The organism is Octadecabacter ascidiaceicola (assembly GCF_900185015.1).
GTDB classification, from domain to species: domain Bacteria; phylum Pseudomonadota; class Alphaproteobacteria; order Rhodobacterales; family Rhodobacteraceae; genus Octadecabacter; species Octadecabacter ascidiaceicola.
This window is the reverse complement of the sequence record NZ_FXYD01000004.1, coordinates 1-13,193: the sequence shown is the minus strand read 5'-3', so window position 1 is coordinate 13,193 and position 13,193 is coordinate 1. Positions and strand designations below refer to the sequence as shown.

The following is a 13,193-nucleotide window of genomic DNA, read 5'->3' as shown; positions in this document are numbered from 1 at the left end:
AGCCGTTATGGCCAAAGACTATATCGTAAAAGACATCGCTCTGGCGGCTTTTGGACGCAAAGAGCTGGATATCGCTGAGACCGAAATGCCGGGTCTGATGGCGTGCCGAGCTGAATTCGGCGAAAGCAAGCCGTTGAAAGGCGCGCGCATTGTTGGGTCCTTGCACATGACCATTCAGACGGCTGTGCTGATCGAAACACTTGTTGAGCTAGGCGCTGATGTGCGCTGGGCGTCATGCAACATTTTCTCAACGCAAGACCACGCGGCGGCAGCGATTGCCGAAGGTGGTACGCCAGTGTTTGCGATCAAGGGTCAATCCTTGGAAGAGCATTGGGATTACCTCGATAAGTCATTCATGTTCCCAGAAGGCGCGAACATGATCCTCGACGATGGTGGTGATGCGACATTGTACATCCTGTTGGGTGCGCGTGCGGAAGCTGGTGAAGAGATCATTCCAGTCCCGCAGTCCGAAGAAGAAGAAGCGATCAAAAAGCAGATCGCAAAGCGTATGAAGGAAACCCCAGGTTGGTTCACCAAAACGCGTGAAGAAATTCAAGGCGTTTCTGAGGAGACTACGACGGGTGTTCACCGCCTTTACGATCTGCACAAGAACGGCCAACTGCCATTCCCAGCGATCAATGTGAACGACTCTGTGACCAAGTCAAAGTTCGACAACAAATACGGCTGCAAAGAGTCGCTCGTCGACGGCATCCGCCGCGCGACTGATACGATGATGGCTGGTAAGGTTGCTGTCGTAATGGGTTACGGCGATGTGGGCAAAGGTTCTGCTGCGTCACTGGCTGGCGCTGGTGCACGTGTGATCGTGACTGAAGTTGACCCAATTTGCGCGCTTCAAGCTGCAATGGACGGTTTCCAAGTTACAACGCTGGACGAAGTCGTTGGCACGGCCGATATCTTTGTCACTACGACAGGCAACAAAGACGTTATTCGCATCGAACACATGCGTGCGATGAAAGACATGGCGATCGTTGGCAACATCGGTCACTTCGACAACGAAATTCAGGTTGCTGCGTTGAAGAACCACAAGTGGACAAATATCAAAGAACAGGTCGACATGATCGAGATGCCAAACGGCAACCGTCTGATCCTGTTGTCTGAAGGCCGCTTGTTGAACCTTGGTAATGCGACTGGTCACCCATCTTTCGTGATGTCTGCATCCTTTACCAACCAGGTTCTGGCGCAAATCGAATTGTTCACAAAGGGCGACGAGTATCAGCCTGGCGTTTACATCCTGCCAAAGCACTTGGATGAAAAAGTTGCGCGCCTGCACCTTGATCGTATCGGTGTAAAGCTGTCCTCCCTCGATAAGGAACAGGCCGACTACATCGGTGTTTCCGTTGATGGACCTTTCAAACCTGAACACTATCGCTACTAATAAAAGTCATCGTAGACCTAGACGCCGGCCCAAACGGGCCGGCGTTTTGCGTTGGAGAATCTGTAAGTTCATATTAGCCTCGGGGTGAGAGGTAGGACGTGTTGTGCAGTCGAACGAACCTGATCAGGAAGATTCTTCGGGCAAACCAAATGGACGCAAAAGGCGTTGGGTAATATTTCGCTCTGTTGGAAGCGCACTTCTCACGTTAATGCTGATCGGTGGCTTAACTGGCGTTCTGTTGGCGTTTTTTCATCCGGATACGCCTTTGCCGCCGCAATGGAACCCGACCGAACCATTGGCGGTCGCGCATCCGGTTACCCCATTGACGTCATCAAAATTGCGGAACGCACTTAGTGATCCTGAACAGTGCCTCGTCGCTTTAACAACCGCAGCGCAATTCAGCACAATGGATTCGTTTGAAGAGACGGAGAATTGCCATATCCGGAACCGTGTTGCTATTTCCACTGTTGGCGCGTCTAGGCTTGATCGAATTGAAACATCTTGCGCGACCGCGTTGCGATTAGCCATGTGGGAGCGCCATGGCGTACAGCCAGCCGCGCAAGAATATCTTGGGTCGAGCGCAACGGTTCTTCGGCAAGTCGGGAGCTACAATTGCCGACCCATTCGAACGTCGCAGGGGGCCAGTAGTCGTTGGAGTACCCATGCCACTGCGGATGCAATCGACATTACGGGGTTCGATTTCGCGGACGGTCGACGCATTCGACTGATCAACGACTGGAATGACGGAACGGAAGAAGCGCAGTTTCTGCGGGCGGTTCGTGATAGTGCCTGCAGATGGTTTGCGACGGCATTAGGCCCTGATTATAATAGGCTCCATGCCGATCATTTTCATCTTCAAGCACGTGGTTGGGGCACCTGCCGCTAGTTTGCGGGGAAAAGCAGGGTAGGTTTTTCCTTTGCTGAACCGGTTTCAGAGATTAACATCCCCACAGCGCCGTTAAACAGGCCGAATTTTTGGTGGGAGTATACCATGAGCAAACGTGATGATCTAATTGCGAAATACGCAGATGACCTGAAAAACAAGTGTGGCATGTCGCCTGATATGGACCTTCTTACAAAGGTAACTATCGGTTGTGGCCCGGCCATTTACAATGCCGATGCATCGACCGTTGCAGGCACTCAAGAGTCCGAGCTGGAAACGGTAAAGAACAATTTCCTTATCAAAAAGCTGGGCCTTGCTGACGGACCACAGTTGATGGATGCGATCAACTCGGCCATCGAAACGTATGGCAAATCAGAGCGCAACAAGTACCGCGCGGTGATCTATTACATGCTGACGAAGCACTTCGGTAAAGAGTCCGTATACGGCTAAGCTAGTTACAACGTTGACGCGGCGCCCACCCTTTGAGGTGGGCGTTTGCATTTGTAGCGAATTTTAAGGGCTATTTGTTTGCGTGAATCAGCCCTGCCGCGCTATCTACGGGATGCGGCCAGGATGGCCCGGACCAGTTTCAGTATACGTGTGGTGGCTTTTCGGAGTGCACGTAGGTGAGAGAAAGGGTCTGGGCAATTTGCCTGGACCCTTTCGTTTTTCCAGCTTCAAAAAACCCCCAGAACAGCGCCCATAATCGCACAGCCAATTACCGCATAACCACTATCGATGATGGTGAGTTTGAATGGCCGCATACCGTACGCATTGTTAATCATTATCCACGGGCTAATGAAAAACAGCCCGATGCCCATGCCAGAAACCAATCCCTTTCCGAGGGTCTCGATGCCGGACAATGCAAACGTGTGCCGCATCATTCCAGCAACCAAAATCATAGCGATTGCTGACAAAATGAAGGGAAGTGGCGAGCTTCCTTCTGGCCGGCGGTTCTCATCGCTCTTGGCCCCAGATGCTTCGACCCAAGGCTTTGACAGTGACATGTACCAAAGAGCGCCAAACGCGTACCCTGCAGCTGCAGCGACCAATACTGACAAAATACCCATTTCATTCTCCAATCTGAATCCGATGAGAACCAGTTTGGGAGTGTTGAGCGGACAAAGCTACGGCTTTGTTTCACCGAGCGCACAAACGGCCAGCCATTCTGGTTCTGAAACGGGCTGGACTGACAGACGGGAATTCCGCACGAGGACCATTTCGACAAGCCGCTCGTCAGCCTTAATCTGCTCAAGCGTTACGGGTGTTTCGAATGGACGTATTGCTTTGATATCCACACAGTCCCAGCGGTCATCGTCTGTTGTGCTGTCTTGGTGTGCTGATGCGCAAATCTCAACAATTCCGACAACGGCTTTTTCTTTTTGCGAGTGATAGAACAGTCCGCGATCGCCTATAGACATTTCCCGCATGAAGTTTCGCGCTTGGTAGTTTCGCACGCCGTCCCATTCTTCACCGACATCGCCTTTGGCGACTTGGTCATCCCAGCTCCATGTGGAGGGTTCAGATTTGAAAAGCCAGTACCGCACTACCCGATAACCTTCTTCCACTCTTCGATCCGGACTTTTTCAAACAATCCTGCTTTTGCATAGGGATCGTTTTCGGCCCAAGTTTGCGCATCCGCTAGCCCGTCAACATTCATGATGATCATCGATCCGCACATCGTGCCGTCAGCATCCAGAAATGGACCAGCCATTTCTACGACACCGGTTTTCTCAATGTATGCGAGGTGGGCGACACGATTGTCGAGGCGAACTTGTAGGGCTCCGGGTTTGTCGCGGGTAATAAGGGCAACGCGCATAGTTATTCCTTTCGAAGGGGCCGCGCGAGGAGCGTGGCTAGGGCGGTTTCTGGGTCAATCTTGCCGGCGGATAGGTCAGCAACAACGCGGCAGATTGGTAGATCAAGATTGTGCTTTTCCGCCAAGTTAGAGACAGATACCGCTGTCGCGGCACCTTCCACGGTCGTTGAGGTGTCGAAGCTCTCGGCGGCACCAATTGATTGGCCGAACCGATAGTTACGGGACGCATCAGAGGTACACGTTAAGGCAAGATCGCCGAAGCCGGAAAGCCCTGTAAGCGTTTCAGGGTCCGCCCCCAAAGCCTTACCAATCCGTCGCATTTCAGCGAAGCCACGCGTGATCACAGCCGCTCGCGCACTTTCGCCGAAACCTGCGCCCATGCAAACGCCACAGGCGATTGCAATAACGTTTTTCAAGGCACCGCCAAGCTCTGCCCCAATTACGTCTTGGCTAAGGTACAGCCGTAACGTTGGCGTCGAAAGACAGGCCTGAAGATAGGCGCCTTCGTCGGCGTCTTTGCAGGCCAAGGTCAATGCAGTCGGTAGGTGGTTGGCAATATCGGCGGCGAAACTCGGCCCTGTTAGCATCGCGCCGATCGCGGTTGGAACGTGGGCTTCGATTTGGGCAACTGGTCCGCGCAGCGTCGATTGATCGATACCTTTGCAACATGCAACGAGGCGCTTCTCAGCAAGGTTATTGGCGTTTTCTTTTAGCCAGTTCCCAAGTTTCTGTGCAGGAATTGCAAGTAGGATGGTTTCGGCTTCGAACAGGGTGCCAAGATCGGAAGTTACGTGAACGTTTTCCGGAAAAGCATGACCGGCCAGACGGCGAGAATTCTCGCGAGATTTCGACATTTCCATTGCCGCATCTTGATCGCGTGCCCAAAGCGTTACGGGGCCATTTGCAGCCAGCGAAATCGCAAGGCCCGTTCCAAAAGCACCTGCCCCAGCTACCGCAATTCTCATGACTTCGCACCCTTCTTCCCGCTCCCTGTAAGGGACGCGCTTTTCTGGTCTAGCGGCCAACGAGGGCGCGCTGAAAGTGTGAGGTCGTCAAACATGCCATCAGTAAACCTCAGCAAGCCAGCATAGGCAATCATCGCGGCATTGTCGGTACAAAGTGAAAGAGGGGGCGCCACAAATTCTACGCTTTCCTCAACGCAGAACTGTTTCAGCGCGTCCCGAATTTGACTATTGGCCGCAACACCACCAGCAACCGCGATGGTTTTGACTGACGGGGCAAGTGCGCGTGCTGCAGTTAGCGCCTTTCGCGACTTCGCAACGAGAACATCGGTCACAGCCGTCTGAAATCCCGCGCAAAGATCTGCGCGTGCCTGCGTCGGTAGACCTCCGCAGTCGGAAATCACATCGTCGCGGGCCCGTAAGATTGCGGTCTTCAAGCCAGAGAAAGACATATTGCAATCATCGCGATTGAGAAGCGGCCGCGGCAGGGAAAATGCTGTTGCGTTGCCTTCCCGCGCAGCGACCTCTACAGACGGACCGCCAGGTTGGGGTAACCCAAGAATGCGCGCAGTTTTATCAAAGGCCTCGCCTGGAGCGTCATCTATGGTGCCTCCAAGGCGGGTATAGCTGTCGTGCCCCTCTACAAGCAGAAATTGGCAATGCCCGCCTGAGACAAGCAGCATTAGATATGGGAATTCAACTCCATCCGTGAGTTGCGGGGTCAACGCATGACCGGCGAGGTGGTTTACTCCGATCAGAGGCACGCCAGACGCCGCACTTAGCCCCTTTGCGCACATGACGCCCGAAAGAACACCACCAATCAGACCCGGACCAGCGGTAACTGCTATGGCGTCTAGGTCTGTAACGTTGGTGTTAGCAGCTGCGAGGGCTTGTCCAATAACGTAATCTATCTTCTCTGCATGCGCACGGGCTGCAATTTCAGGGACTACGCCACCAAAATTTGCGTGAATTTCAGTTTGCCCGAACACAACGTCCGAAAGGATGCCTGCGTTTCTTGGTGTGCCGCGAACAACAGCTGCAGCGGTGTCATCACAACTGCTTTCGATCCCGAGAATAGTTACTGGCGTCGACATTTGGGCGCACTCGTTTGCTTGCGTCTGGTGACTTCGCAGGTAACACTTGCATGCAATCGCTACAATGGCCCGGGAGTCCAAGCTGTGCCGCGCCTGAAGAACCCAACTATCTTGATAACAAGACCAGCGGTCGACGCTGAAAGGTTTCTTGCGATGTTGCGGGATGAAGCTGGTTCGTTCGAAGCGATAGTTTGTCCTGCATTTGGTTTTGAGGAAATTCCCGCAAAGAAGCCGCACTTCGATGCTGCTGTCTTTACGTCTAGGGCTGGAGTTTCCTTTGCCCCCGAAGGGAAAGGGAGAGTGGCATATTGCGTTGGTGATGCCACCGCGCAGATGTCGAAAAACGCCGGCTATGATCCGCAGAGCGCGAATGGCACGGCAGATGAGCTGGTGGATTTGATTCTAAGGCAGACACCGAAGGGTTCGCTCCTTCATATTCGCGGGGAAAAATCGCTCGGTGACGTCACCAAACGTTTGGTGGCCCAAGGAATCGATTGTTCAGACGTGATCGCTTACCGCAAAGTTCGAAACGCTCCACCGGAGAGTGTAGCGGGTGATATTCGCAACGCATCGGAACTTGTCGTTCCTTTGTTTTCTGCTGAAACAGTATCGATTTTGGTTGACTGGAAGTTGGGTTTGGACGGTTGTACCATTGTGGCAATTAGCGATGTGGTTGCAAACTCTGCGCTGGGCCTAAATCCCTCGAAAGTAGTCGTCTCAGACAGTCCAGATATGCGCGGGATGGCCGCAGCCACAGCGCGTTTGAGCGCTTGAGGGCCGCTAGGACGCACGCTAGAGTATTGCGTGGGGCAATCGTGCTCTGGACGAAGTGAGTAGGGGTGAGCGTGGCCAAATCTTCCAAAGGTTCATCAAAGAAATCCAAGATCGGCAAGTCTGCTGAGGATGTCGTCGAGCTAGATGATGTGGCGATTGAAACGACGGATGAAGCTGCGCCTATCGTTGCAGAGCAAGAAAATCTGGAATCTGAAGTTGACGCAGTTCTCGACATGGAAATCGTTGAGGACGAAATCAATGTTGAAACCGTTACAGAATCTTCATTGGAAGATATTGCCGCTGAAATGATCCCTCAGCCAGAGAACGCTCCTGCGTCGGGTTTCTTACCGTTGCTTTTTGGTGGGGTTTTGGCTGGAGCGATTGGTTACGGTGTCGCGATATTTTTCCCGCTCGGAAGCGGTTCTGACGAATTGGGCGCGCAGTTGGCGGCCCAATCTGAACAGATTGCTGCACTGGAGGCGCAATTGTCTGCTGGACCTGAGGTGGACCTTTCATCAATTGAAGCGCAAATATCTGGCACTGCTGGACAGATTGAGAACGTTGCGACTGCGCTCGGAGATCGGTTGTCAGCGCTTGAGACACGGATGTCAGATGCTGAAAAGGCACCCAACGCGGACGGCACGCTGTCAGAAACGGCGATTGCTGCGTATCAGCAAGAACTTGAAGAATTGCGAGCTGAACTGACGGTGCAGCAAGAAGCTGTCATGAGCGCCGCGGCCGAGACAGAAGCGGAACTTGAAGCTGCACGCGAAGAGGCAATGGCTGCGGCGCAGGCTGCAGTGTCTCGTGCCATATTGAACCGCGTTTCTTCTGCTGTTGAAACCGGTGCACCGTTCGCAGATGCATTGGCCGAGTTTGAAGGTATTGATTTGCCGATTGCGTTGTCTGACGCGGCTGAAGCGGGTGTCGCAACAACTGCCGAATTGACCGACGCGTTTCCCGCTGCAGCGCGCGCTGCGTTGGCGACTGCACGTGCAGAAGGTGTTTCCGATGATGCTGGCGGAATTGGCGGGTTCTTGAGAAACCAATTCGACGTACGATCAACTGCACCACAAGAGGGCCCGGGCCCAGATGCAGTATTGTCGCGTGCCGAAGCTGCTATCAAAGAAGGTCGCGTTGCAGGCGCTTTGGCTGAAATCGAAGCGTTGCCCGAAGTTGTACGCGCTGAAATGACCGACTGGACGGCAAGCGCAACCGAACGCGCGGACGTACTCGACGCTATCTCGACCCTTTCCGAAACCTATAATTAGAACTGAGGCGGTTCCCGAATGATCTTGTCCCTTTTAAAGATTTTGGCCTTTGTAGCCGTTATTATGGCTGCCACATTTGGCGCCACCTTGTTGATGGATATGGACGGCAGCGCCACGATTGATATCGGCGGTAAAGCGGCCTCGTTCTCGGTGATCGAGATGGTGATCGGGTTGATTATTTTGGTTGCTTTGGTGTGGCTACTGTTCAAGCTCATCGGGTTGGCGGTTGCAGCATTCAAATTTCTCAATGGCGATGAAACTGCTATCTCGCGTTATTTTTCTCGTAACCGAGAGCGTAAAGGTTTCGAGGCGCTGTCTGAGGGTATGATGGCGCTTGCGTCAGGTGAAGGCCGTTTGGCAATGGCTAAAGCGAACCGCGCAGAAAAGTTTCTTGAGCGCCCAGAACTGACCAACTTGTTGACGGCACAAGCTGCTGAACTTGCAGGTGATCGCAAGACGGCTGAACAGACATACCGCAAGCTGTTGGAAGACGACAAAACGCGCTTTGTAGGTGTGCGCGGGATTATGAAGCAGAAGCTGGAGGAGGGCGATACTGATACGGCGCTTTTGCTTGCCGAGAAGGCGTTTGCCATTAAACCAAAGCACGTCGAAACACAGGATACTTTGCTGCGCTTGCAGGCAGAAAGTTCCGACTGGAAGGGTGCGCGCGCTACGTTGTCAGCTAAGCTTAAGACAGGACAATTGCCACGCAATGTTCACAAGCGTCGAGATGCAGTACTTGCACTGTCTGAAGCGAAGGGTGTGTTTGAAGATGGCAAAGCTGCTGAAGCACAAGATGCGGCAATTGAAGCCAACCGAATGTCTCCAGACCTGATCCCAGCTGCGGTAATGGCGGCGGAAACCTATATAGGAAAGAACAACGCGCGTGCTGCGGCCCGTGTTCTGAAAAAAGCGTGGGGTGTTTCGCCTCACCCTGATCTAGCAGCGACGTTCGCGGCAATCGAACCAGATGAAACACCCGTTACGCGCCTTAAGCGTTTTCGTGCATTGACGAAGCTACAACCTGAAAACCCAGAAACGAAAATGTTGCTGGCTGAGCTAAACATCGCAGCTGAGGACTTTCCCGAAGCGCGTCGTGCGATCACTGAGCTTGTCGCTGAAACGCCGACGTCACGTAGCCTGACAATCATGGCCGCGATTGAGCGTGGAGAAGGATCTGATGATGCGGTTGTTCGGGGATGGCTTGCCAAGGCTTTGACTTCGCCACGCGGACCACAATGGATTTGTGACAATTGTCAGCACATTCATTCTACGTGGGGCCCTGTTTGCACGAACTGCTCTGGTTTTGACACGTTATCATGGCGCGAACCGCCAAAAGGCGAGGTTTCAATGCCTGCTGGTGTTGAGATGTTGCCGTTAATCGTTGGACAGATCACAGCGCCGGCGGAAAGTTCTGAGAGTGATATCGTTGAAGCGGAGATCGTTGAAGAAGCGGTTGATTCTGAACAAGAAACTTAGCGCATTCCGCATTTGTTAGGAGTTGGGGCTATTGCTCCTTCAAAGGCCAAATACGAAGGGTCAGCTACTGTTCAGGTCAGAAACGTAAATTTCTAAAACAAGCGCCCGCAATGGGTTGGCGGATTTCAACTTAAGGGGGAAATATTCGCCTGTCGAAACCTTGTGCGTAAATGCGTGCTCCAGTTAACATGACACCAGATATAGTTAACGCCGTCATAGGCAGGTGAGTTCATGAAGCACTTTGTTTTGGTTACTGCGATCGTGCTCACCAGTTTCTGGTCTGGCTCGGCCTCGGCAACGCCATATACTGAAAACGTACCCGCACCGACATCTTTACCCTTGCCGCCCGAATATCCGGCGGCAGGTGGTGGTGTTATTGTGCTGACCGGTGCGAACGGGAATGTGTATTATCAATTCAGTGATCCAACGGGCGCGTTCCGCGGTTACAACAGCAATGGCCAACCTTCACGCATTCGGGGAAACCCATTCACAGTTAATGACCCGATCGAATTGAATTGTGGCTTTACCGATTGCGATAACTAATTTGGTGGGTCTATCGCACGGATGGATGCGCGTTATTCAGCGTGAGACGGTGACACCCAGCCTGGTGGGTTTGATGAAAACGATATCAACCTTTTCATCAATGGTACTGACGTTGGTAGTTGGTCTGGCATTACAACAGAACGGACTAACACAAACGGCACGGTCAGCTATGGCACTACGACTGGCTTTGGGAACAATACTTTTAACACCGCTTGATTCTCGTCGACCAATACCGCGTTGTTGGATAACATTCTGACGACAGGCCAAACTGTTTCTCAAGTTTATGATGACGATCCGAACGACAACTATTGGGATTTTCGACGCGGCCCGACGCTGGGCAATGGCGCGATCGAAACCATTGCTCCGGGGTATGAGTTAGAAAAGACCGTTGCTGGTGGCGCGACCGAGTTTTTCCAGGTCGGAGAGACGATTACCTATAACTACGTTGTAAGGAATATCGGTTCGGTAGATATTTTTAATGTAGCTGTCACCGACGATAAGATTGGCGCTGTTACCTGCAGCCCGACAACTTTAGATCGCACAACGTCATCATCGCAACCACCGAACGAAGCGCTTTGTTCTGCTGACTATATCGTCATCCAAGAAGATTTTGACTCCCAAACGCTTACCAATAATGCGCAAGCAACGGGTGACCCGGAGTTCGGATCACTTGGCCCATTGACTGATACAGTTACGTTGACAGGACCCGCGCTGAACCCTGCTATGACACTCGACAAGGTCGCGACGCCGTCTACGTTCTCTGCCGTTGGCGAGACCATCACATATGACTTCACCGTTACGAACACTGGCAACGCAACACTCAGTGATGTGGTCGTAACTGATCCGTTGATTCCCTTTTTGTCTTGCTCGGTCTCTACGTTGTTGCCCGTTGATGCAGGTACCAATGTGTTTACCTCTTTTGGGGCTAATCAAGTCACGCAAGACGACGTTGATAACTACATTAACTCGGGTCAGACGCTCGACAATACAGCGACTGTAAACGCGAACGATCCGAATGATACGGCGCTTGTTCCAGTTGATGGAACCGAAACGCTAAACGGCCCTGCCGCTGATCCGACTTTCACAATTACGAAAACGCCGACACCGACGACATATTCGGCCGCTGGGGAAACTATTTCATATAGTTTCTTGATTACCAACTCCGGAAACGTGACACTGACGGACATAGTAACAATCACCGATTTAAACCTAACCCCCACGACTTTGACCTGTCCTGCGGCGGGTCCGGTCAACATTGCCCCAGGCGGAACGGTAACTTGTACGGCCACATGGTCACCTGAGCAGAGCGACATTGATGCTGGCAGTTTCACTAACTCGGTAACGGTTGCCACGACATTTGCCGGCAATCCAGTGGTTACTGACCCTCTCGATCCTGCGACCGCGACCGCCACGGCGATTGAGACGCCGGCGATGGAGATGGTTAAGTCATTAACCGGTCTTGAGGACCCACTTGGCAATCCGACATCTGTCTTCGCCTCTGGAAACGTAGCCGTTTACGATTACACGATTACGAACACGGGCAACACGACACTTGCTGGCCCGATTACAATTGATGACAACCTGATCGGCACCGTTGCCTGTCCGGCCGGTGATCTTGCGCCGACTGATCCACCACTTGTTTGTTCCGCGAGTTATACCATCACGACCGATGATGTAGAGCTTGGTTCTGTTACAAACATCGCTACGGCTACGGATAGCGATGGCACAGAATCGCCACCCGTGGACGAAACTGTCCCTGGGAATGTGGACCCATCTATTTCGATGGTGAAGGAAGCCGATGTTGCGACATTCTCGGCTGTCGGGGACCCGATCGTTTACACCTACACCGTAACCAATACGTCTCCGGGTGCGGTGGTTGGTGGAATTCTGGTGCGCCCAGCGCTGGAAAATGCGATCGTGATCCGCGACGACAAAATCAGTGGTGACATCAGCTGTTTGCCAACCGCGGACAATCGCCTTTCACCGGATGAAATGACCACTTGTACTGCTGCATACTTTGTCACGCAGGATGATTTGGATGCGGTAGTGATCCTGATCTCGTGCTTGTTGCGCAGTATGAATATTCGGCCTACCAAAGGCGAACATTCTAGTTGGGACCGGAAACCAGTTTGTTGCCGAAGCAAAGAGCATCCTGTTTGGGCGCGTCGGAATTAACATGATTGCCGACCCAACAGACAGTTTGGTGATCGCTGACAAAACAGCTGACGCGCACATCGTTGCAACCGACTTGGTGAGCCAAGCAGAGCATGGCTACAACTCTCCCGTTTGGCTGGTGACCGATGATCAGGCATTGGCCGAAGATGTCATCGCGCGTGTCCCCGCGTTGATTGATGATCTTCCGGAATTGAATAAACAGAACGCGACGGCTGCTTGGCGCGACTACGCTGAAGTCATCGTATGTGCCGACCGCGAAGACATGGCCGCCTGTTCTGATGAATACGCACCAGAACACCTGACCGTTCAGGCCGCCGATCTAGACTGGTGGTTAGGTCGGCTAACCAGCTACGGGTCGTTATTCCTAGGCGAGGAAACAACGGTTTCCTACGGCGATAAAGCATCCGGTACAAACCACGTTTTGCCGACATCAGGCGCGGCTGGATACACAGGTGGTTTGTCCGTACACAAGTACATGAAAATCGTCACATGGCAGCGATCAACCCGCGAAGGCTCCAAACGAGTCGCCCAAGCGACGGCACGAATTTCGCGATTGGAAGGCATGGAAGGTCATGCGCGCGCCGCAGATGTGCGCCTTTCCAAGTACTTTCCCGAAGAAACCTTCGACCTTGGTGCAAGTTTCTAATCACCAAACGTGTCAAAATGTAAATTTAATCCCCTCTGACAGGAGCGAGCCCTTGAGTATTGACAAGAAAATCGTGGACGATTTGGTTGCGAACGACGTGTCGTTCGTCACTACTGTTCCTTGCAAGCAACTGGCTGGTGTGATCGACGAA

Annotated in this window: 13 protein-coding genes and 2 pseudogenes; 10 read left to right on the top strand and 5 right to left on the bottom strand. The window is 52.7% G+C overall.

Annotated elements, in window-relative coordinates; translation table 11 throughout:
• Positions 1-7 precede the first annotated feature (7 nt).
• From ahcY to OCA8868_RS11870, 3 genes are all read left to right on the top strand, one after another.
• Positions 8-1,396 (top strand): adenosylhomocysteinase, encoded by a 1,389-nt coding sequence (gene ahcY / locus OCA8868_RS11880; protein WP_093996812.1) that lies wholly within the window; start codon positions 8-10, stop codon positions 1,394-1,396.
• A gap of 208 nt (positions 1,397-1,604) precedes the next feature.
• A complete protein-coding gene (locus OCA8868_RS11875) occupies positions 1,605-2,282 on the top strand; it encodes an extensin-like domain-containing protein (RefSeq protein ID WP_093996811.1) in 678 nt (225 codons plus the stop codon).
• Positions 2,283-2,387: 105 nt separating this feature from the next.
• The gene (locus tag OCA8868_RS11870) at positions 2,388-2,729 is read left to right on the top strand and encodes a DUF2853 family protein (protein WP_093996810.1); all 342 of its coding nucleotides are present in this window, start codon (positions 2,388-2,390) and stop codon (positions 2,727-2,729) included.
• 227 nt (positions 2,730-2,956) lie between these two features.
• Here OCA8868_RS11870 and OCA8868_RS11865 read toward each other — a convergent pair whose 3' ends face one another.
• From OCA8868_RS11865 to tsaD, 5 genes are read right to left on the bottom strand one after another with little or no spacing between them, the layout of a single operon-like run.
• Complete coding sequence (locus OCA8868_RS11865) at positions 2,957-3,349, bottom strand: DUF1761 domain-containing protein (RefSeq protein WP_093996809.1); 393 nt, start codon at positions 3,347-3,349, stop codon at positions 2,957-2,959.
• A 57-nt stretch (positions 3,350-3,406) separates the two neighbouring features.
• Positions 3,407-3,826: an EVE domain-containing protein gene (locus tag OCA8868_RS11860; protein ID WP_093997201.1), complete on the bottom strand. Its 420-nt coding sequence runs from the start codon at positions 3,824-3,826 to the stop codon at positions 3,407-3,409.
• Positions 3,826-4,098, bottom strand: a complete 273-nt coding sequence (locus OCA8868_RS11855; RefSeq protein ID WP_093996808.1) for a YciI family protein — start codon at positions 4,096-4,098, stop codon at positions 3,826-3,828. The genes OCA8868_RS11860 and OCA8868_RS11855 overlap by 1 nt, the downstream gene beginning before the upstream one ends.
• A 2-nt stretch (positions 4,099-4,100) precedes the next feature.
• On the bottom strand, positions 4,101-5,063 hold the full coding sequence (locus OCA8868_RS11850; protein ID WP_093996807.1) for an NAD(P)H-dependent glycerol-3-phosphate dehydrogenase: 963 nt from the start codon (positions 5,061-5,063) through the stop codon (positions 4,101-4,103).
• Entirely contained in the window at positions 5,060-6,154 is a 1,095-nt protein-coding gene (gene tsaD, locus OCA8868_RS11845; RefSeq protein ID WP_093996806.1) for a tRNA (adenosine(37)-N6)-threonylcarbamoyltransferase complex transferase subunit TsaD, read from the bottom strand. Before tsaD ends, OCA8868_RS11850 begins: the two co-directional genes overlap by 4 nt.
• 153 nt (positions 6,155-6,307) lie before the next feature.
• Between tsaD and OCA8868_RS11840 the strand changes: the two genes are divergently transcribed.
• The 7 genes and pseudogenes from OCA8868_RS11840 to OCA8868_RS11810 all read left to right on the top strand — a co-directional run.
• The gene (locus OCA8868_RS11840; RefSeq protein WP_245848223.1) at positions 6,308-6,928 is read left to right on the top strand and encodes a uroporphyrinogen-III synthase; all 621 of its coding nucleotides are present in this window, start codon (positions 6,308-6,310) and stop codon (positions 6,926-6,928) included.
• A gap of 71 nt (positions 6,929-6,999) precedes the next feature.
• Complete coding sequence (locus OCA8868_RS11835; protein ID WP_093997199.1) at positions 7,000-8,199, top strand: COG4223 family protein; 1,200 nt, start codon at positions 7,000-7,002, stop codon at positions 8,197-8,199.
• A gap of 18 nt (positions 8,200-8,217) precedes the next feature.
• Positions 8,218-9,678 (top strand): heme biosynthesis protein HemY, encoded by a 1,461-nt coding sequence (locus tag OCA8868_RS11830; protein WP_093996805.1) that lies wholly within the window; start codon positions 8,218-8,220, stop codon positions 9,676-9,678.
• 231 nt (positions 9,679-9,909) lie between these two features.
• Positions 9,910-10,221, top strand: coding sequence for a hypothetical protein (locus OCA8868_RS11825; protein ID WP_093996804.1), 312 nt, complete (start codon positions 9,910-9,912; stop codon positions 10,219-10,221).
• Between the two features lie 237 nt (positions 10,222-10,458).
• On the top strand, positions 10,459-12,396 hold the full coding sequence (locus OCA8868_RS11820; protein WP_093996803.1) for a CLIPPER-2 domain-containing protein: 1,938 nt from the start codon (positions 10,459-10,461) through the stop codon (positions 12,394-12,396).
• Positions 12,302-13,042 (top strand): annotated as a pseudogene (hisD, locus tag OCA8868_RS11815) (histidinol dehydrogenase); the annotation flags it as partial. The gene OCA8868_RS11820 and the pseudogene hisD, both read left to right, overlap by 95 nt.
• Before the next feature lie 52 nt (positions 13,043-13,094).
• Positions 13,095-13,193 (top strand): annotated as a pseudogene (locus tag OCA8868_RS11810) (sulfopyruvate decarboxylase subunit alpha); the annotation flags it as partial.

Excerpts from the sequence above, each read along its gene's own strand:
- OCA8868_RS11875 (WP_093996811.1), top strand. The coding sequence starts at position 1,605 with ATGCTGATCGGTGGCTTAACTGGCGTTCTGTTGGCGTTTTTTCATCCG.
- OCA8868_RS11870 (WP_093996810.1), top strand. The coding sequence starts at position 2,388 with ATGAGCAAACGTGATGATCTAATTGCGAAATACGCAGATGACCTGAAA.
- OCA8868_RS11850 (WP_093996807.1), bottom strand. The coding sequence starts at position 5,063 with ATGAGAATTGCGGTAGCTGGGGCAGGTGCTTTTGGAACGGGCCTTGCG.
- OCA8868_RS11855 (WP_093996808.1), bottom strand. The coding sequence starts at position 4,098 with ATGCGCGTTGCCCTTATTACCCGCGACAAACCCGGAGCCCTACAAGTT.
- tsaD (WP_093996806.1), bottom strand. The coding sequence starts at position 6,154 with ATGTCGACGCCAGTAACTATTCTCGGGATCGAAAGCAGTTGTGATGAC.
- OCA8868_RS11825 (WP_093996804.1), top strand. The coding sequence starts at position 9,910 with ATGAAGCACTTTGTTTTGGTTACTGCGATCGTGCTCACCAGTTTCTGG.
- ahcY (WP_093996812.1), top strand. The coding sequence starts at position 8 with ATGGCCAAAGACTATATCGTAAAAGACATCGCTCTGGCGGCTTTTGGA.
- OCA8868_RS11830 (WP_093996805.1), top strand. The coding sequence starts at position 8,218 with ATGATCTTGTCCCTTTTAAAGATTTTGGCCTTTGTAGCCGTTATTATG.
- OCA8868_RS11840 (WP_245848223.1), top strand. The coding sequence starts at position 6,308 with ATGTTGCGGGATGAAGCTGGTTCGTTCGAAGCGATAGTTTGTCCTGCA.
- OCA8868_RS11865 (WP_093996809.1), bottom strand. The coding sequence starts at position 3,349 with ATGGGTATTTTGTCAGTATTGGTCGCTGCAGCTGCAGGGTACGCGTTT.